This is a genomic window from Mariniflexile sp. AS56, assembly GCF_030552475.1.
GTDB lineage: Bacteria > Bacteroidota > Bacteroidia > Flavobacteriales > Flavobacteriaceae > Mariniflexile.
Window position 1 is genome coordinate 1 of the sequence record NZ_JAUPED010000026.1, and the last position, 21,966, is coordinate 21,966.

The window sequence follows — 21,966 nt, forward strand, 5'->3', positions numbered from 1 at the left end:
GTTTAACAGCCAAACAAATGGCCCTAAACTTTCTATGGAATTTTTAAATGGAGGTAATTACGACTTTGTCCCTTTTGCGCTTAAAAACCGCCGATTAACAAATCATAGTCTATCCTGGCTTATATCAGACCACTACCCTTTATGGGCTGAATTTAAGATTTAATTTCGATATGTTTAAATTATAATAAAGCCCGAATTATAACCTCAAAATATTGGCAACAAACTTAAATTATACACATGTAAGACCCATTCGATAAACTGTTTAAAATGGCCATTACAAATTCTAAAAACAATAATCTCAGAGAAAAAAAACTAGGATATATATCACCATAATTCTATACTTCTGGATGCTCTTTTAATCAGTTGTGCTGTGTTTTTTACTTTAAATTTTTCAATAAGATTTTTACGATGAGATATAGCGGTATGATTACTAATAAAAAGCCTATCTGCTATTTGTTTAGAAGAATAACCATCAGCCACTAAATTCAAAACTTCTTTCTCTCTAGGTGAAATTAATTCCGTTTTATCACAGAAGTGCTTATACTTCTCATTGGTAATTTTAAAATAAGCCTCAATCCTTTCTTTCTCAGTAATATCAAAAAAATAACTAATTGCTAAAACATGTCCTTCTAAATAGTGTAGTAACAACTCGTGTCTTAAGAATATTTTTTTACCATTTTCATCAATAATATGATACTTTAAAATAAAGGGGGTATTTAGATAAGGTACCGAAAAAAAAGTCTTGATTTTACTTTTAACAAACAACAACTCATCCTTACTAACAATATCAAACCAATAATCCCAATTCTTATTTAAAATTATTGAGGCATAATTTCCAATAATCTTTTCTAACGCTAAATTACTGTAAATAAATTTTTCTTTCTCAATTAAATAAATTGATATCTGCAAATTATCAAGACAATCGCACGCTTTGGTGAAATCTGAAATTTTATATTCATCAGATTTATCTCCAAGACTGTTAGCTATATTATGATTCCCATTAAAACTCATAAAAAAAGATCTCATTAAATATTATAAAACAAACTCATTCGCTTATTAAAAAAGCAAAACAGCTTTTATTTTTCTTCTATTAATTAACTAATCTAATTTTTAGATTTATAGGGAAATCTAAATATGTATGAGAGATATTATAAGTTACACGAATACATCTAAGGCATAGACGCACAAATGCTTATACATAATTTAAATTTACTGATTTTCAACAAACTAAACAACTTTTGTAAAGAAAATCAACAAAAAAATAACACTAAAGATTAAGCTACAATAAAGTTCTTTCTTTATGAATTCCATAATGTAAAATTATTGAATATATTCGCTTTATATAAATTGTGTCCAATAACTATATTAAATGATTTACACCTTAATTTTCTAACCGAAGTGAACCTATTTATGTGAGTTTCTGATAATCAAATTTCATAGCTTACACTGAAAAAGTTATTAAGGAAAAAACATTTTATCTTTAACAGACCGTTACTCTTCTTTAAGAACAAAATCAAACAAAAAAACCTATTTTTGTTTCGAATTTTAGTAAAATAATTCCCTGTTAACTTCTTTAATACAGAATTGTTGTAAATAAACTTCTATTAAATATTAAATAAATTGAGACTTTTAAATTATCAAAACTATCACTCGCTTTGATGAAATCAAAAACTTTGAAAGGAACAGATTCATTCCAGAAAATTAAATTTTACATTAAGTAAACGGTTTTACATAAAAGCAAAACGATCTTAATTTTAATTTATGAATTAGCAAATCTAATTTATAGGTTTTAAGGGAGTGAAAAATGTACAATTTCAAATAACTTGAATGAAATTTTTACAAAAAAATAGTTACAAAGATTTACCTTCTTTTTGATACTCTTTTTTTATGCCGTCTAAAATATGATCTTTTTGTATACACTTATGTTTACCTGCTATAGTTTTTAGGCAAGCATGCTGTACTATGTTTACAATATTTGCTCCTGTTATCTCATATTTTTTTGCAAGTTCTTCTAAAGAGACTGATGCTTCTATCGAAACCGTTTTTGGTAAATTATTTTTCCAAAGTTCCAGGCGTTCTGTCGCACTAGGAAGCTCGAATTCAATCATACATTGGAAGCGTCTCGAAAAGGCAGTATCTATATTGCCCTTAAAATTCGATGCCAAAATAACCAATCCTGGATGGGATTCGATGCGCTGCAACAAGTAAGAAACTTCTTGATTAGCGTATTTATCGTGCGCATCCCTAACATTAGTACGTTTTCCAAAAAGGGCATCAGCCTCATCAAAAAACAAAATCCAATCTTTGTTTTCCGCTTTATTAAATAGTTTTGATAAATTCTTTTCAGTTTCTCCAATGAATTTTGACACGACTAACGACAGATCGACCCTATATACATCTCGGTTCGTGTATTTACCCAGCAAATTAGCTGTCAATGTTTTACCTGTCCCAGAAGGCCCATAAAACATCACTCTAAACCCCGGTTTAATTTTACTTTTCATTTTCCAATCCTGTAATAGGATATCATTATAATTTAACCATATCTCAATTTCTTTGATTTGATCCAATGTTTTTTTATTGAGAATTAAATCTTCCCAAACTAAACCAGTTTCAATTAATTGAGCAGGAAAATTGCTTGACATTTTTGGTTTCAAAACAGTTTCCGTTATAAATAAATGTAAATATTCGGCATCTAGAACCAATTGTCCACTCAACAATGGTTCTCCACGTTCGGCACCAACTATATCAATAACATTACTTTTTATCAATTTATTTTCTAACTGAATCCATTTAATGGCTTCAAACCGCTTTTTTAAGTCATTGCCTGCCAAAATATAGACCGCAGTTTCACCCGTTGGTAAAATACCTCTATGATTTTTACCCTTCACGCCACCAAACTCAGGAAATTCTCCGCCTGCGGGAAAATAATCTGAAATAATAGTACTCAAAAAATTTGGTTTTATGTGAGGCACTAGCACTAATAACAGCAATAAAACTTCATTTTCGTTTAAAGTTTCATCAATAATAAAGCGTTCTAAAAACGAATTTTGAGGTTTAATCTTAGGAAAGTCTACAACCTTGCTTTCCTTCTTCAATTCAAGAGAAAGTCGAGCATCTAAACGATTAAAAAAATATTCAAAAAGTAACTTCATTATTAATTCCTTTAATTAATGAGTAAATCCATTTATACGTTTTTTTCTATTGAATACCACATTATTTTCCTTCTAGGAGAAATAATTCAAGTTCGTTTGAAAGGTGTATTAGTGTTTGCATGATTTTATATTTTGAGGTTTATAAGGTTTCTAAGAGTTTTGCTACAATGACTCTATAGCGTAGAGCTTTTTCATGTTTGGAATCAGTCTTGAGCACTTCATCAATTAGCTTTAAAGATTCCTTGTGTTTTTTAAGATTTAAAAGGATAATTGCTTTGTCAAGTTTCACTTTAAGTTCTTTCGGATAGATTTTAATTAAGAAATCCAATTCCTTTAGGGCATTTTTATAATCACCTTTTCCCAAATAATTTACTGATAGATAGTGGCGAGCATTAAAATCATCAGGTTCTAAGCCCAAACAGCGTTTTAAGGCAATTTCAGCTAAACCATAATTTTTTAGATGAAGTTCACAAATACCGATATAATAACAAACCTCACTATTATCACCCATTTTTGAAAGATACGAAAGCAAAGACAGTGATTTTTCGTGCATACCTATCGCTATATAATTTTTGGCGAGTTCAAGCTTGTACGCGAAATTATTGAAGCTACTGACTATATTTTCCCAAATTCCAATACTCTTTTCTGGCTTTCCATTGAATTGATAGAATCTGGCCAAGCTAATTTTCGCGTTTAAGTTGTCAGGATTTATCTCAAGACATTTCTTATAGTTTTCCTCGGCTTCTTCGTGCCTAGAGAGGTGTACTAGTGTGTTCGCAAGATTTAAAAAATAGGTGTCGCTTATATTCACTTTCAAAGCTTTGTTATAACACGAAACAGCTTCCTCATACTCTTCCTTTTGATGAAAGAGTAACCCCAAGTTATTTAAAGCCGTTGCGTTATTTTCGTCATTTTCAAGTGCTTCTTCATAAAAGGCTTTCGCTTTTTTAAAATCCTCTCTAAAAAAATGTGCTACGCCTTTATTATTTTTTTCGATAGCTTTTTCCATATTTTTTTTCTTTTAATCAAACATATCATCTTTTATATCCCTAGCAAGATCTACTGCCATATCTACTACATCTAAATCTGGATAAATGACTTCAAGATCATCAAAAGAGATATCAAACGGTAGGTCTTCTTGGTAATGTACTGGGAATACCAATCCAAACTGAATGTCTGGCCCCCATGAGAAGGAAACCAAATTATGCCTCCAAGTTTCAGAGATGGAAAGGAATCCAATTCCCAAGCTAGCTCTGGCGAAGGCATTAACATCAAATGTAAACTTAGGGTTTACAGTAACTCGTCCTTCCGCATCTAGGATAATTCCGGTTTGAGGGCTCCAGCTCACATCTACTGATGCCAAAGCTTCTCCTTCAAGTCCTAAAGTTCCAGCTAATTCTATACCTCCAGAAAGACTCGCAATACCTACACTAAGGCCTAAACCAAGATCACCTCGCAATGTTAATCCTGCATCCGCAGGAATACCGAATTCACCATGACCGGTTACGATGGTCTCATCTTCTCTAGCAGGATTATACGTGATTTCTGCTGATAAATTTCTTAGTTGACCAGGGCCAAAACCAGCTGTAAAATCAAGACCTCCGCTTATTTGTGCTACTAAACCAAGGCTTCTTGGACCTAATGGGATTGCAAATATAGGAATCTCGATGGTGGGCACCGTAAACAGGTTTCTGTTAAATTCCCTTCTTGCAAATACATCGTAGGTGTCCGTTGCCAAGCGTGCCGTCACTTCAATTTCGCCATTTGGCAAGAGTTTGACCCCTGCTGTAGCAGCCAACCATGGTGTGAGTTGCAAGGTCAACGTTCCACCGCCATATACGCGCATGGTATCGTCTGGTTCACCCGTTGGCTGGCCGTCCTCTCCGATGGTTCTATTGGTGGCACCCACTTCAATAGAGCCACTTAACATACCTCTGCTATAAGCTGCAGAACCCACTATAGTTAATGCACCATTGTCATAAGTTACAGTCAGTGATGTACTAATTCCTGGAATATCAGGTATTGCAGTACCCGACACGAAAACATCATAGTTTTCTGCGCCCTCGGCTTTCGAGACTCGAGCCTCGACATTTCCGCCTTGGATTCCTGGAATATCGTCACTGAGGTCGAAATTGCCACTGATGGAGAAGCCTTCTTCGCCATAGTTGACGGTCATAGTGCCCCTTTGGATGCCGGGAATGTCTAGTTCGGCCTCGCCCGTTGCCGCAAAGTTGCCTTCGCTGTATGTTGCCGTTATGGTAGCATTTTTAACGCCTCTTACCTTACCTTCGGGGATGCCGATTTCTCCGCCAATGTTCCAAATATTATCTTTGTATTCTACGTTTATTTCGGCAGGATCGAAAAGTTCGGAATCAAAATTGAATGCTCCTTCTAGTTCGAAGCCTGCTGATGTTGAAGCGGATGCTCCGATGTGACCTTCGCCGACGTTGTTGATGCCGAAATCTACTCTACCTTCAATTCCAAGCCCTTCTGTTCCAGCAAAGACAGTTAATGAAGAATCATGGATTTCAAATGGTGAAGGAACATTAAACTCACCTGTACTGAAGGTTTTAAAAATTCTAACTGTATTTCCATCAATCAAAATATCTACCTCAGCATTTTCTATAACAGGTAGCGATGCTCTAATTTTGCCCACCGCGTATATTCCTTTATCTGGAATAAAATCTATTTCAGAAAATGAAATTGGACTTAGGTGCTTTGCAATTAGCTTATTAGCTTCAGCAGTAAGACTTCTTTTAGGAATAACCCCACCATACTCTACAATTGGGGATGATTGTAATTCCATTGTTAGAGTTTCATTTTGAATAAAGGTGTTGTCTTGAAATGCACGACCGGTTATAGAGCCTCCAGAGCCATGTGTGTAGTTTATTGTCAGTAACTCAAAATTTTCACCTATCCTGGCTCCTCCTGACATACCAGATAAATCTGCTTGCGTAGTCATATCTGGTTCCCAAGGAATTCTTCTAGACATACCCCCCAATTGATTGAAGAAAATAACCAGTTCATTTGGAGAACCTCTTAATGCCTGTAATTCAGCACTAGACAGATAAGATAAACCTTCAGTAGCTTTTCCTTGTTGAGCTTCAGTTGCCGTGATTGTCTTGATATCAAATTGTGTTTCACTGGCGCCTACTTCATCGACCAAAATTGTATAATCTTGTCCTCTAACATCGTTTATTGCTCCTGGAACTACGTCAAAGTTATCAGAAGTTCTTGCATCACCAAGAATACCTCTTAGCTTGGTATCTTTATTCGTCTTGATCATCCTTCCAGAAGCCATATTAGAGTTAGCGTCTAACAGCCAGTAGTTTGGAATAACATCTACTGCGGCGCCTCCTAATTGTATCTCGTTTTGATGATCTACATGATAAAATTGGAAATTCCCCGTCGGATCCCAAAATGGTCTTAAAACTCTATTTTTAATCTCAGTTTGTGTTCCAATAATATTATAGTTAGCATTTTTAACTTTCAAGTAGTACCTCGGTTCGGTTCCAGCACCTACTTCCGCTGGAATTTGTTGACTGTATAAATCTTGTAATTTTTGATCAAGCCCTTCATCATTGTTTTTAATATGGGTGTCCCAATTTTGCCTCTGGTTAGTGTTTCTTTCTTCTCTTGGAGGAAGCCTAAACGGTGTGGCAGGATAAAATCCTGCCACTTTTTTGAAACTAGGTATGTCAAGTTTTTTTATGTGAATCTCTTTTTTGCCATCCCTAAGATCCAACGTACCCTCATCGGTATCAATAAAGTTTCTTTCCGCTGTCTCCTCAGTGGCAGATGGAGTATTGGTCTTCTGAATTATTTTGGGTTGTACGGATGCTCCTTGCTGTACTGTATGTGTAAGCTCATGTGCCAATAAATGTTTTCCAGAGTCACTCTCAGGACTGTATTTACCTTCGTTAAAATAGATATCATTACTACTAGCAAAGGCTTGGGATCCTAATTGCTGGTTCATCTGTATGGCATTGCTGTCCTTATGCACCCTAATATTACTGAAGTCAGTACCAAATCCTGATTCCATAGTACTTTTTGTGGCTTCAGACAAAGGCGACCCACGTCCTATAGAATTGTTTAATTGAGATTCAATAGATGGGGTTGCTGCAGTTTCCTCATTGGATTTTGTCTGTACTGGTATGGTTTCCTCCTCAACATCCGTGTCTGGTTCTTCACTCATTTGAAGAACAGAGTTTTCTTGTAACTTGACTTCGTTTTCTTTTTCCTGAACCTCCTCTTGTTTTTGAATATGGGGAACTAACAATTTAGCATCTGACTTTTCCTGTAACCGATTTTCAAACAACGTCTTCTTTTGAATGTCTTCACCGATGGCTTCCTTTTCCTGTAGCTGCTCCTCTTCGGGTTGTTTGCGAACCAAAGGTGTTATAGTCTCTGCTAACGTTTTTTTTTGAATATGTGAGGCTTCTTTTTTATCTTCGGTTTGTTTTTCCTGAATATCTTCCTCTTGCGTTTGTTGCCGTACCTTGGGTGATGCACCAAAAAATGGATTGTGTTGCTCACTGTCCCCCGAAACAACGGTATCAGCAACCCGGTCGGCCTCGACCTCGTACTGATCTCCAGACTTTCCAATATTAAGTTTGGGCTGGATAAAGGCATCGGTGTCCCGATCCCCTTGAAAAAGAGATGCGTTTTTGGGTTTGGCTTTTGCCTTTTGTGCCGTTGCAAACATGGTTGCTGCTAGGTGTTGCAATTTTAATTGTTTTTTAGCTCTAAGTTGGTGGTTAAAAATTAAATTTGGAATTTTTATGGGCCACCCTTATAACCCGCCCCTCTTATTCCATAGGAACTTCTCCCTCTTGGTCCTTTGATTTTATCTTTCCTCCTTTTTGCTGTATGGTATGGGTCAGTTCGTGCGCCAAGAGGTGTTGGCCTTCCTTGGAGTTCGGATTGTACTTGCCTTTATTAAAATAAATGTCGTTGCCATGTGTAAAGGCCTGCGCACCGAGTTCTTTACTCATTTGTATGGCATTGGCATCGGTATGAATTCGGATGTTGCCAAAATGGGTACCAAAACGTGATTCCATTTGCTGCCGAGTTTTAGCATCCATTTTAATGCCACCTCCCTTGCTTTGTTTTAACCTACTTTCTAAAGACGGCCCCGATCCCGATGGTTTGTTGGATTTGGTCTGCAGCTGATCTTCCCCTAATTTAGGTTGAATAGGAATTTCACCTGCTTCTTTCATTTCACGAATAGCTTCTTCGTCTTCTGGAGACATCTGTTCGTTTTCCTGACGTTGAACGGGCTCTTCCTCTTCCATGGTCTGCACCGGCTCTTCCTCTTCCATAGCCTGGACAGGTTCTTCCTCTTCCTTGGCTTGAATTGGCTCTTCTTCCTCCATAGCCTGAACGGGTTCTTCTTCCTTTTTCATGGTATCGAGCTTTACCGGTGAAATTGATGCGGCCAGTGGTTTTTGCTGTACTTCTTCCTCGGTAGCACCCATTTTTTGAACAGCATCTCCGTTTTTGGTATTGTTTATCACTTGGTCTGCCATGCTATCTGCCTCCACTTCATATTTATCCTCAGATTTCCCCATAGTCAACTTGGTCTGGACTTTAGGTTTAATAAATGGATCCCCACCCAATACTTGACTTGGTGGTGGTTTTAAATATCTTCTTTTCATGGTTTGATTGTGTTTTACATGCTTTTCTCTTCTTAAATTCTTTGGTTACCAATCTATAAAAATCAATTTATCAAGCCATGGGAGTTTAAAAACACCAATTCCCCATGGAAGCTTGTCAACCAAAATATCCTGCGTTTTTCTTTCTATAATAATTTTTGGATTATCATCATTAAAACTCAACTTCCCACACCTTTGTAAGAACTCGTTGCGAAGTAAATCGGTTGAAGCACTTCCCAAGCCCCCCCAATTTTCTATGACAGCTTTTAGAAGTTCTTCGGCTTGATTTTTTATATCTTCTGATAATTTAATATGCCTATTTATGCTATCTTTTATAGGAATTCCGCAGATGAATTTTTCAAATACCATATCGCTCTCAAACTGCTGTTCTTTTTTAGTTGCCAAATAATGCAATGCATGCACGGCCATTTCCCTGTCTATAAAGGTATTGTCGTCTTTTAAAAGTCTGCAATTTTGTAAAAAATGGGAAATATAGGGATGCACTATCACAAGTCCCGCATTTTGAACATAGTATGTTTTTGGGTTGCTATCGTTACTATTTTCTTCATAAGCTATGCCCTGTTTCACCTTATTATTGCCAAGAGGTTTTATTTTATTTTTTTTTGATGTTTTTTGATTTCCGACGGGTTTCAAGACACTTCCCGCTTTGTCCGAAAGTCCAATTTCAGAACACAGAGAGAGGATACTTTCTGATAGGGTCTCCTTTTTTTGAGATGTTTCACCCGCTGGTCTTTTCAGGACAGTAATCGTAATCTCTTTATTTATTCTAAGTAATTGTTTTAGAATGATTAATGTTGTTTCGGCAAAAAATTGAGCCTTTTCATCTTTAATATTTATTTCTTCAACAAGTTTGGCATATAGCTTCTGAATAAGAACTTTTTCGTTTTTTGATAACATATAATCAATAATCGTAGTCCATATAAACATTCTTGAAGATGACCGCAAGGGTTTGAGTTTACCAATAACTTCTGTGTTTAATAATTCTGCTTCCTTTTCAGATTTAAAAATGGTATTTAAAAGCAATTGCAATTCTTTATTTTCAAATTGAAGTATGCAACGTTTTTTAACACTATTCTTTTTAAGCAACGTCACAAATTTATTTTGAAATGCATCGCTAGATAAACATCGTTTGAAATCTGCCAAAGTAAACAACACACTTCCAGTAGCAGTTTTCCACCAAGGTGCGTAGCCATGCTCTATAAAAAACAGTAAGGTTTGTATTTGGCGCTCTTCATAATTAATCAAAATTAGATTTTCTGATGGCCTTGGATCTTTTATCAATTTATCTATTTCCTTTACAAGCTTTTCTCTTGTATCTTTTTTTAATAATTCAAAATTGTTGTGACCGTCTACGTAGACCTCCAAATTTAATTGCGGAAGTTGAACAATATCAGCAGGAAGTTTATGCTCTATACTATTAAAATAACGCTCTAAATAAGGGAGTACATCCTCTTTTAAAAACACATCTAGATTATCCTTTAGCTTATACGCAACGCTAATACTCTTGACGTCAACCTCAAGAAAAACCTTATTTATGATATGTTTTTGCTCCGTAATCACTGAATAGGTAGTATTAATTTAATGAGTATATTTATTCCTTCTTTAAGAGTTTCTGGCGCTTGAGGATCATTAATGTAACCATTTAAAAATGCTCTAAGGGTACCTTCTGAATCTGTTGGCTTTGGCCTGCCCCTATCGAAAAGAACCTTATTTTTTCTTAAATCGGTTAAAATAGATTGAATCACTTGAATCACAGGATTAATACTATTAACATCCTTAGCTATAGCACGTTCTGACTGACAATGCAGTATGTTATAAAATAATTTTATTTGCGCCCTTAGGTAATCTGAAAGTACTCCTATTACAATGTCATTTCCTGTATTTACTAATAAACTTTTAGCAGTTTTTTGAATTAATTCATTAAAAAGGTTATTTAAATTGTTGTTTTTATTTCCATTAAGGTACTCTGGCATATTCTTAATTACCTCATCAAATAAATTTATAGTTGGCAGCAATATTGCTTTTATAAGATCGCCCTGTAAATCAACATTAGTATTTAAAGCTTTTCTTTCTGATTTAATGGCATTCTCAACAGTTACAATGCAATTTTCAGGCTTATCGGTATCAACTTCCGTTTTATTGATAGTAATGGTGATATTTTTGGAAATTTCTATGGCACCACATGGGCCACCTTTTATCACTAAAGTAACTGGAAACAAAACATTACCTACTTTTTGATTAGAAATGTCGAATTCATGGAAAGTATCAGGTTTATCAGATGTTGCTTCAAAACCAAAATCCCAATTAAAACCATATTCCTTTTTCTGTTGATTGGTTAATCCTGTTATCTCAAAAGTTATCTTCACTGATTTTGTTCCTTGACTTACAGATGGATTTTTTGGCGAACTATCAAAACTTGCAAAATCAGATTTATTTATGATGCTTATGGTTGGAGTCACCATAGCATTTCCATCAACAGCAAAACCAATGGGAGTACCGTATGTTGAAAATTTTGTGGAATCCACAACTATCACTTTATCTACGATTGTTATGCCTTTTAGGTCTCCATTTACTTCCAGTTTGGCACCATCGGGTTTTAGATTAAATGATATTTTTAAGGTTTCTTTTTTACTTGGGTCTATACAAAATAGTGAACCATCTATATCCAACTCAACAACAGAGTCTTGAAAAGTAATAGGTTTTATCTCAATTGGGCTTTCACAAGCACCATTGAAAATGATTAAATTCGGTTTGATGGTATTTTCAGAGTTTACGGGCAAATCATAGTTTTCTATTACTTCATTATTCCCATCAGGAGTTTTATCTTCTAAATTTCCTTTACCAAAATCCCAAGTGAACTTGGTTGTACCCAAAACACTCTGAGCGTCTACTTTATAGGTTACGGCTGCTGATTTTTTATCATCATTGTACCTAACGGTAGTTGATACTTGGGCAGTAGCCTTTTTATTTACAATAATTCTTGCGGTGGTATCTTGTCCGTTTACCGTAAATTCAATAGTTTTTCCATACAGGCTTGGATCCAAAACATTGGCATCAAATTGATACTCACCTTTATCATTTTGAATGACGCCACCGTTAACACCTTCATTTACTAAAGCCTGAACTTCACCATCTTTTGGAGCAATAGTAAACGTTAAAGCTTCTGTGCCTTTTTCCAAACAAATCGAATCTTTAGGCAAGCTTAAGGATATAGACTCCCTAGGTACTATAAAATTAATAGGCGAACAATCTGAACAGCATATATAAGGCAACGAAAAATCTGCTATAATCGTGTTTTTTGAGGTAATACTCCCTGCTATGGTTGAGTTTTCTCCAAAGAAAATTTTTCTGTTTGCTTCTAAATCTTTAGTAAGACGAATAGATTGACCAAAAATTCCTGAATCACTAAACTCAATATAATTCTCATTTTTTTTAATAGGCTGATCTATTAATTCAATTACCAATACATTCTTTCTTGCAGTCGCTTTACATTTTTTTGAAAAACCAGCCACACTCCATACATAGTTGAAAAATTCTGCTAAATTATATACCGTTTCTTCTACTGTTTGGCCGATACCTACGGTGGTATATTTATCTGTTTTGGTTAACCCATTTCTTATTTCAACGATTTTTTTACGATCATCCACAAACACAAACTTGGTACTCGCTCTTTCATCCCATAATTTTATAAAGCCTTCATTGGGTTCTTTACTGTCCTCTAAATTTGGTTGCGATTTGAAAGCTAATTCCATGCGTACTGTTTCGTAAGTTAGTTGGTCTGTCGCATTTTCTGTGAGATAGGCCATAACGAAAGTACCGCCAATAGGAACACCTGCCTGATGCCTAAGCCCAGGGTGTTTTTTGACGAATTCCGAAAGCTTAATTTGGTTTAAAATAGCAGATTTTCTTTCTTCAATTTCTTCTAATAATATTTCCAGTTTTTTTCCCGAGCAGCATACCGTGGACATCTGATTGATCAACAATCCCAATATTTGCTTAGATCCCTCCTTTATATTTGTGCTTTGATACTTAGTTTGCAAACCTTTTATCCGTTTACATAATTCGTCTATAGTAAGTTTATATTGTGATACTGTCGTATTGTCGATTTCTAGAATTCCCGTTGGAATTCTATTATCTAAAACATAGGCATACACTAAAGTACCTGCTATATCCTCAAATATAAATTTAGCTAATAAGGCTTCTGTTTCCCAAACTTTGGTGGCCATAATTTTTTGGGCAATCTCTTTAAAATTAGCCAAAATGTTGTTTGCTGAATCTTCACCAACTTTATCAAACGTATTTGCTAAAAGGTTACCTAGCGTGTTATCCTCGATTGTTAATTGTTCTCTAACAATATTATTTTTACCATAATCCCTTTGAGTATATAATTCATTATACTTTAACTCTTTGAACGCTTCAATTATAAGATTATCTTTTCCAAAAATTATAGGATTATCGTTTTTTTTAGAATCTTTTAATAGCTTAAGTTCCAGTATTTTAATTTTATCGTTAAGAACTTCAATCTCCCTAGTTTCTTTAACGGGCAGCTTGACAGGTAAATCGTAGCCTTTGTCTATTGCCACCACATTTGTTCCAGCTTCTATGGTACTAAATCCGGAGAAAAATTGGCTCATTTCTGCAAGAATACAGTTTTGTTCTGTTCTCCAAGCTTTGAGTAGAATACTTAAATCTTCAAATTGACATTTATAATCGTTTATATCAATACTCTTGATGGTTGCATTTACGGAAAGTGTTTTTACATCAAAACTCAATCCGTATGTCTCTTTTATTGCCATTACCTGACCTAAGGCGTCTATGTAGGATTTTCCTTGAATGCCTTCTATTCTTAAGAAATTAAAGCTATCTATATTATATAAAAGTGGTGTTTTAACAAATGGTGATGACGATAAATTTTCTGTATGGTAACTAAGGTTATGTGTTTGTGTGAAATTTTTGTACTTATTATGACTCCAATGGTTCAATAAATCTTTATTTACTTGATAATAAAACGGTATGGTTTTATTGCTTAAAACACCATGGGCTTGCGATGGGGTTATTTTAATTTCTGAACCTTTAGATTCTTTTACGTAATTCGTCACTAAATCTTGTGCCCTATTTAATAAACTCTTTACTTTTTGCAAATCATCATCTTCACGACCTACAATAGGCGACCTATAAAAATTATGACGCAGTGATTTGTATTGTTGATTAACTTCATTTAATCTTCCTAATAATAAATGCTTTGGGAATGCCCCTATGGATGGGCAACATAGGACGTTAAGATGAAGTAACAAGTTTTTAATTTCTGAATATGTATCAACCAAATCTTTTAAAACATCATAGCGATATTGAAAATCTATAGGAATGGCAGAACTACTCATTCCTAAAAGTGATAAGATCTTTCCTGAAATAGTATCTTTATTGAATTTCTTTAGGATAATATCTAAATTTTCTCCTAGAATTTTTACCGTTTCATTGTTTATTACATTGAAATATCGTTGCTTCAAACTTTGATAATCTTTAGTATTGCTAGCGTTCATAATGTCCCGTAACACAGCTATTTCAGGTAATTTTAAATATTCCTCAACACTATGTTCCGTTAATATTGAATCCTGACTAGCAATTGATACGGCATCATCGCTTGATATTAAAAGTACACGCAATCTGGCAATTTGCTCAATGCCTTGGTTGTCACAATCAAGAGCTGTACATAAATCGCCTTCTTTTGGATAATTTTCAAGATATAGCAAAACCACTTTATCTTCAATATTTTCCAAGGTATTTAAACTAGAATACACTCCACTTGACATGTCTATTTCAGATTGAGAAAAAATTTCTAGGAGTTCTATTTGAGTATTACTTGCATCAATAAAAGATTTATAATTAGCTTTGTTGTCTTCAAAAACCCTGTAATGGGTATAGTTTTTTGAGTTACTATTTATTAATTGCACCCCTTTTTCTTGAGGTGCTCCCTGTGCTGTGGGTTTGGGTTCTGTTAAAGTTAACAAATCGCCGTCTGTAGTAACCCCATAGCCTTTGCTTATTGAAATTTGTTTTAAGGCAGTGTTGAATATTAATTTAAAACCACAAACTATGCCTACGCCGCTTAGGGCTATTCTAGATAGATGGTCTTGGTCTTCAAAATAGTCTAAAAACTCATTTAGCTGTCCTTTTGTAAGCACTTGGTTATCACTAAATTTACTATACTGCGTTGTTATGGTAGTGAGCTTTTTCATTCTAGTATTTTTTATAGTGTTCCTATATTCGTTTGTCCTAATATTATTTTCCCTTCCATGTCATCACTTTCATCATCACAATCCAACAGACGACCAACCGGGTAAATAGTGTTTAGATTTCCCATAGCGGCCATAAGGGCTTCAAGTTCGTCAGGTTGTTCGTGATCCAACGCTGTTTTTGCCAATAAAAAGGCCTTGTATTTTTCTTCGAATTCTGCCAAATCGTTCATTTTATCTTTAACACTATCCAGATATGCCGATTTTCTTTCTTCAAAAACATGTTTTATCTCTACCCTTTGAACTTCCAATGCCGTTATTTGAGCTGCTTCACCTTCTAGCGGTGGTTCTGTGTTTTGCAAGGTTAGTATTTGCTCATCAACCTCTTTTAAAAAGGAATTCTTTTCATTTTCAAGTTGCTGAAGCTTTTGTTCTTTTATATTATCCAAATCATTTTCACGATGCCCTACCCAACATATTTTAGGCAGGATGTGTGCGGGCAATTCTTCTTTGATAATCATTTCCATATAATTCCTGAAATCGGGATTTGAAAACCTATAAGTATATCCAGGCATAATAATGCTAACACGATACGAATAAGGGTCAATACCACATTCGTCCTCACAATTATCCGTGCAAATTGGCAGAAAAGGGGTCGCTGAATCTTGAGTAATATCTGGACGAAGCAATATATGCTCCACTAGAAAAACACCTTCTTCCGTGAATCTGAATTTCATAAAGGAAATAACACTTAAAATGCCCGCTTCCAGATCTGAAACCGTATTGAATGTTTTGGGATGCCTTGCAATACTATAGCCAAGAACGTCGACAGACTTGCTTAAATCAACAATATCAAATGAATATATCCCGCTGTCAGACACAAGTATCCTTATATTCCCAATAATCGTATTGTTTAATAATGTTGAGCCCTGCTGTTTTAATTCTTTAAACAATGTTTCAAACCCTTCTTCAGAAGTTTGGATGATGAGTAAAACCGCTAGATATAGTTCTTTATGAATAGAAGAAAGCGTATTGAACTCTTCCGGTGAAGAAAGGATTTCTGCTGTATTTTCATCCTTAATACGCCATTTAAAAACAGTTTTTGAATCTGTATTCACAAAAGAGCGCACATCTACAAAGGAAGAGCTCAACACCCTTCTATTATAGTTTTTCACTCCCAACAAGCGTGCTATTCTTTTTTGTACCCCCGAAATATTGTCAGTATCCCAAAGGTTCTCTTCACCTTGTTTGAAGTAATTAAAAGCACACCCCCTTTCTAAACCAATAGCCCTGTAATCTTTAAGAAACGCTTTCTTGTTTGCCAATACAATCTCGCTGGAGGCATTACCATACAGGGTTTTCATCAAGAATGCATACTCCCCAAATTTTTCAGAAAAACGTGCCAATAAGTGATCTAACACTTTGTTTCTACGCTCAATGTTATTATCTTGTTTATCAAACAGCAAATCAGTTATAGCATCATCATCACTAGGATAACCACTCACGAGTTCACCAAAATCCTTAAGACCTTCAACCGCTTGCGTAAAATATGTTTTATTAAGATTTCCGTTTACAGACAACAGCTGCCCCACTTTAGACAAGTGCTGGAAATATCCAGCCAATATTTTATCAAAAAAAAGCAAATAGCCTTTGAGTTGTTTAGCTTGGGATTTTCGGATTTCCGTAGCTCTAGCCGCCAAACCCGACTGGCCTATTCCATAGGTTTCGGGGAAATCATTCTGAATGGTTGTATAGCCTCCTGGTGAACGAAAAGTACTTTGTGGAAATTCAAGGTCTTTTTCATCATCTAGAATGACGTTTTCTAAAATGGCAGCATCCTCTAATTCTTTCAAGTAAACAGCGACTTGAAATTGATTAATGTTTAAAGGTAGTACTCCTTTACTATAACTGAACGTACTTTTGTCACACAAAAATGGCTTTTTGTTTTCTTTTATGCAGATTAACCACTTATTCAAAAGGTCTTCGTTCGAATCGCAATGACCTATAGAAATATCTTTTATAAGTTTTACACCTTCAATATTCATGATAATTTTCATGATATCCGATAACCGCACTTCACTTCTCAGCTCCGCTTCTTTCAATTCCTTAGGATCTATAAATCCTTTATCCAATAAAGGCCCTTCAAATATTTCATCTGAAGTGTAGCCTTTACCAAGCATTTCTTTTATAGAATAAAAGTGTAATGTGGTTGAAAAGTATTCATTTATGGCTCTGAGAACTTTAGCATGGATAAGTTCTTCATCGGATTCTGGAAATACTTCTATGCTAGCACAAACCGAAATTGGTTGCTTACCTATTTCTGAAATATAGATAATGTCTTCACAAAGGTTTCTATTTTTATGATATTCTACACGAATGTCATTACTAATCCTATTGATTTCAATCTCTCGCTCGTCATCCGTTAATGACTCATCAAGACCTTCAAAATCGACCAAAATATTATAAAGCCCCTTAAAATTGTATTCTCTTTTGAATCCGTTTGGAATCGTTTCAAAATTTGAAGCATCATAGGATAAAACATCATTTTTACAATCTACATACACCGTTTTCTCTGCGATTGTTAACCAACAATTCCTTACTCCTTCAATGTTTATGAATAGCTTTCTATAGTCTTCTTTCGTTACTGGTTTTGTGGGAAAAATATCTGATGCTCTATAAAATTGATTTGCTAACTGTTCGTCTTTATTCTGTGAAGCCAGCAAATCATTAATAGGCATATCTATCCTAGTCCCTAAATCTGTAATGGCGTAACAGAGCATTTCCATCATGGTTATTCCGGGGTCGTGCGCGTTAAAATCCGTCCATAAACCACCTCCCAATTCCTCGATATACTGTATGCCCAACTTTCTTAGATAATAATAGTCTAAGTCATCATGGGTTGCCACCTTTTTTGGTATATCCGTATGAGTATTTTTTATTGACATATCAAGTTTATTTGTGGTTTTACACCTTTACAGGGTGTTAATTCAGTACTTATGCTATGAGTTTTTGCAGACACCAAAATGGACCTTGGGTTTGACGGCACAACCACATTACCCATATCATTAAATCCTTTTTTTATAATGACGTTTTGCAGATAATCCACATACGGTAACTTTTCCATATAGTCTATCAATACACTTTTATGGAGGTCCACACCAAAAACAATAGCTTCATGGGTATCAAATGCCCAAGGCGACAAGAATTTTGTAATGTCCACTTCAAGTTGTTTGCTATAAAAAATTTTATCGTAGCCTTCATAAAATTGAACTTCCAATGCTACCGTTACCTCTTCATATCTTGGATTAATAACATTTGCGGTAACGTGCAACGCATTAAGTTGATTGATGAATTCCTTGATTCTATTGATTAACCCCTTACTTACACGGGGCTGATAGATATCGAATACATTTTTGTTAAGGGTATCTGGTATAACAATTAAAGTGACATATCCGGCTGCAACATAGCTATCCGTTATAATATTATTTTCATCAGGGATATGTGTATGGTTCAAGCACTTTACCTTAAATATTTCAGGGAATTTTTGAAGAATTAAATGCTCATAATCCCACAATGTAATGGCGCGGTTTTTATGTCTTAAGCGTTCGCTGATTCTTCTATAAAATTTTTCGTCAGACTCTTCTGGAATACCATCAAAAGACGTGTAGGGTTGCGATACACCTTTAACTTGGGGAATGCGCGTGATTAATTTTTTAATCGCACCAGCTGGCAGTCCATCATTGAGGTGGGATAGTTCATTGCCTTGGTCATCAAAAATGGACAAAATCGCTTGGGCGTGTATATTGATCACTTTGCAAACCGCATCATAGGCTTTATGCATTTTAGCGCGAATCCAAATATAGCCTTCAGGCAAACGGGTATTTTCTGTTGTTGCTTCTCTAGGAATCGTGAATTTGATTATGCCCGAGCTCAAAAAGTTGCTCGTGCTGTTGGCCAGAATATCATCTTTTAAACTCTTCCATTTATTATCGCAAAGTACAGCCCATTGTATAGTCTCTTGTGTTTCAAAAGAAGACACTTCAGGGTTTTCACTTCCTTCCAATACTTGAACCAAAAGTGCTATGTTTTGCAGAACTTGAGCATCTTTTAAACCTATAAACAGTTCGCCTCCATGACAATATTTGGGGAGTAAATAGGTTTTGATATTTGTAGTATCATAAACATCTAAAATCCCTTTTTCCTGTTTTTTTTCTTTTAAATATTCGTGTTCTTCGTTTTGCCCAAAAGGATGAATGTGGAATAGCTTGATTCGTTCATGAATATAAGCCTCTTCTTGACTTGCAGGGTTTGGTATTGTTCTAGTTTCTTCTGCTGTATAATCAAAACTTATATTTTCGGCCATAGGAATATATGGTTCATTGGGAATAAGTGGGTCATCATCTTTTTCTGCGGTGAGAGCCATAGCATATATTCGAGGAAACAACTCTTGAAGAAATGATTTGTTTAAAGTCAATCGCAAGGGACCGGCTTTATCTATTTGATAAGTATTCGTTAAATTACTAAATGATAAGTTGCACTTATATCCTAACTTTTCTTCGGTTACCTCATCTTCATCAACTAAGAAAATAGCCTTCGCTTTATCAACAACACTCCATTCTTCTGCATGAAGCACAGCAGTTTCCGCAGTAAAGTAACTATCACTATCTACTATAGGGTTATCCACTATTGGAACCTTCTCAACAGCGTCTATATATGTACTAGCCTTTCCTCTTGAGATACTTGGCTCAAGATATGCAGCATACCAGGTTGTAAAATCATCAGGTGTATTCTTCCATGTAAAATTCACGCTTATTTCTTTCCACGACTTAGCAAAAGCTTCCTTATAATCCATATAAAAATTAGATTTTTTTATTGGTTGCGAGGTAAATGGAAAGAAAGGTTTATTTGCTTTTAAAACACCATTGTCATTTTCAATATGAACCGTTTTAGCATCTTTAACATCAACTTTTATTATTATTGAATTTAAGGTTCTATTCATTAAAGCACGAAAAAAGTCATGTCCGTCAGACAATGAAGTGTCTATCATAAAACGAACCACAGGAAAAGTGGTGTTGTATTTTTCAAGCAAAACATCATCGTTATAATTTACCAATGCAGGAATGTCTTTGCTTAATTGAAAGGCTATTACGAGTTGGTTATTACTACTAACATTTGTGATCATTTCAGTAACCCCATCAGATTCTTTTTTTAAAGCAATAGAACTTATCCATTCTTTTTCTCCACTACCTTCTATAGAAATAATTTCATCTATACTATCAGCATTAAAATCAGTCAACTTATGTCCTGTAATAATAGTCTCTGGATCAAAATTCAAAGTAATTTCAACAGTCCTTATTCCTTCTTGGAGAAGTAAAAGCGGAGAAGCTAACGCAAACCCAACGGTAGCATCAGGTAATTCAGTAAATTTATTTTCATTTGATGTGTACCCAAAAGGCAACCAATAGGGGGTTTCCTCGGGCAGTGGTTCTTCAAGTCCATCCAAAGTATTTGCTACGGCACTTACCTTTAATTCTTTGATATCTATATCATTATAGATGGTTTTTAAAGATGCTACCTCTGCTTGATTGGCGATAAGTTCATCAATTGTTTTATATACCCGAGGGTTACCATCATTGTCTTGTTGTGCGTTTAGTGGGGTTTCTGCAACAATTTGTGCTTGCGTACTTTTTTTTGCCAATTCAAAAATGATGTGCACCTTATCAGGTGTTGCTGGACGTTTATCTACCTGTAAAATATTTTTGTAATAAAAATCTAAATGACGCTTAGTTATATTATTGAATCGTTTTTTTGACTGCTCCAAAAGCTGTAAAAAACATACAAATAGCGTAAGATGTGGTGTTAGTTCTCCTGCTTCCTTAAAAGAAGAAAGCACTTTTGTAATCTGTTCTTTTTGAAGATTGTATGCTTTATTTTCGCTTTCGCGGGAAAAAATTTCAGTACTTGTAAAATCAAAACAGTTAAAAAAATCTTGCCAATTACCCTGAGGAATTTTGCTACTTGAACTGTCAAAATACTTAACATGCTTAGCAAAATTGTATGCATAAAGTATCCAATCTTCAATAGCAAAATCATTCAGTTCAAAATTTGCAGGATATAATTGTTTAACAAACCGCTCTTCTTGACCTGTGCCATTTCTTTTTAATACTTTATCTATGTCGTTACAATTGCCCATTGTTTTTCTTATATATTTGTTCCTTCTTCTTTATAGAATGGAAAAACCATGTTGGTTCTTGAGTTGGTAGCCCTGACGATATAATCTATGGATACGATTAGTTTACCCTCTAAAGGGTCGGTTTCAGATATATCAATCTTAATCACATCTATCCTAGGTTCGTGATAGAGAATAGCGGTTTTTATTAAATCTACAGTGTAAGTAATTAAAGTTCTGTTAAGGGATTCAAACAATAGCGCTTCCAAATTGCAACCATAATTGGGCAACATAATGCGTTCTCCCAGGCGTGTTGTCAACAAAATATGCAAACTGCTTTTGATGTCTTCTTCATTAGAAATCATCTTAGTTTGCTTTTGCTCTTTAACAAACTCTGGGGGGAACGCCCATCCTGTGCCCAAAAAAGATTTTTTTATATCCATAATTACCCGATTAGTACCGTAAACTCTCCTAAAACAATCGTACCGCCATGTGCTGTAGAATCTCCCAATCGCGCTGCAGGCATACCCCCTATTAAAACCGTTGCAGACCCTGCAATAATCGTATCTGGAGGGCCAACACAAGTTGCCATATCACCCACACGAGCAGCTGGCATATTACCAATAAGCACCGTTGGTTCTCCTGCAGGTAAAATAGGTCCTCCAACGTGTGGCACGACGCCTGTTACCATTGGGCATACGTGCATATCTGTAATTCTTGCTGCTGGTGCTCCCATT

The 21,966-nt window shown here is 35.2% G+C and carries 11 protein-coding genes; all 11 read right to left on the reverse strand.

Annotated features, from left to right (window positions below; all coding sequences use genetic code 11):
• Positions 1-324 precede the first annotated feature (324 nt).
• On the reverse strand, positions 325-1,011 hold the full coding sequence (locus tag Q5N74_RS17815) for a response regulator transcription factor (protein WP_304390351.1): 687 nt from the start codon (positions 1,009-1,011) through the stop codon (positions 325-327).
• A gap of 839 nt (positions 1,012-1,850) precedes the next feature.
• Positions 1,851-3,152, reverse strand: coding sequence for an ATP-binding protein (locus tag Q5N74_RS17820; protein WP_304390352.1), 1,302 nt, complete (start codon positions 3,150-3,152; stop codon positions 1,851-1,853).
• Positions 3,153-3,291: 139 nt separating this feature from the next.
• Positions 3,292-4,161 (reverse strand): lipopolysaccharide assembly protein LapB, encoded by an 870-nt coding sequence (locus Q5N74_RS17825; protein WP_304390353.1) that lies wholly within the window; start codon positions 4,159-4,161, stop codon positions 3,292-3,294.
• A gap of 12 nt (positions 4,162-4,173) precedes the next feature.
• Positions 4,174-7,878: a DUF4157 domain-containing protein gene (locus Q5N74_RS17830; protein WP_304390354.1), complete on the reverse strand. Its 3,705-nt coding sequence runs from the start codon at positions 7,876-7,878 to the stop codon at positions 4,174-4,176.
• 82 nt (positions 7,879-7,960) lie between these two features.
• Positions 7,961-8,809: a DUF4157 domain-containing protein gene (locus Q5N74_RS17835; protein WP_304390355.1), complete on the reverse strand. Its 849-nt coding sequence runs from the start codon at positions 8,807-8,809 to the stop codon at positions 7,961-7,963.
• Between the two features lie 45 nt (positions 8,810-8,854).
• Entirely contained in the window at positions 8,855-10,387 is a 1,533-nt protein-coding gene (locus Q5N74_RS17840) for a contractile injection system tape measure protein (protein ID WP_304390356.1), read from the reverse strand.
• The gene (locus tag Q5N74_RS17845) at positions 10,384-15,063 is read right to left on the reverse strand and encodes a hypothetical protein (RefSeq protein WP_304390357.1); all 4,680 of its coding nucleotides are present in this window, start codon (positions 15,061-15,063) and stop codon (positions 10,384-10,386) included. The genes Q5N74_RS17840 and Q5N74_RS17845 overlap by 4 nt, the downstream gene beginning before the upstream one ends.
• Positions 15,064-15,074: 11 nt before the next feature.
• Positions 15,075-18,005: a hypothetical protein gene (locus Q5N74_RS17850; protein WP_304390358.1), complete on the reverse strand. Its 2,931-nt coding sequence runs from the start codon at positions 18,003-18,005 to the stop codon at positions 15,075-15,077.
• Entirely contained in the window at positions 17,996-21,253 is a 3,258-nt protein-coding gene (locus tag Q5N74_RS17855) for a baseplate J/gp47 family protein (RefSeq protein ID WP_304390359.1), read from the reverse strand. Before Q5N74_RS17855 ends, Q5N74_RS17850 begins: the two co-directional genes overlap by 10 nt.
• A gap of 8 nt (positions 21,254-21,261) precedes the next feature.
• The gene (locus Q5N74_RS17860; RefSeq protein WP_304390360.1) at positions 21,262-21,672 is read right to left on the reverse strand and encodes a GPW/gp25 family protein; all 411 of its coding nucleotides are present in this window, start codon (positions 21,670-21,672) and stop codon (positions 21,262-21,264) included.
• Positions 21,673-21,674: 2 nt separating this feature from the next.
• Positions 21,675-21,965, reverse strand: a complete 291-nt coding sequence (locus Q5N74_RS17865) for a PAAR domain-containing protein (RefSeq protein ID WP_304390361.1) — start codon at positions 21,963-21,965, stop codon at positions 21,675-21,677.
• Position 21,966: the final 1 nt, after the last annotated feature.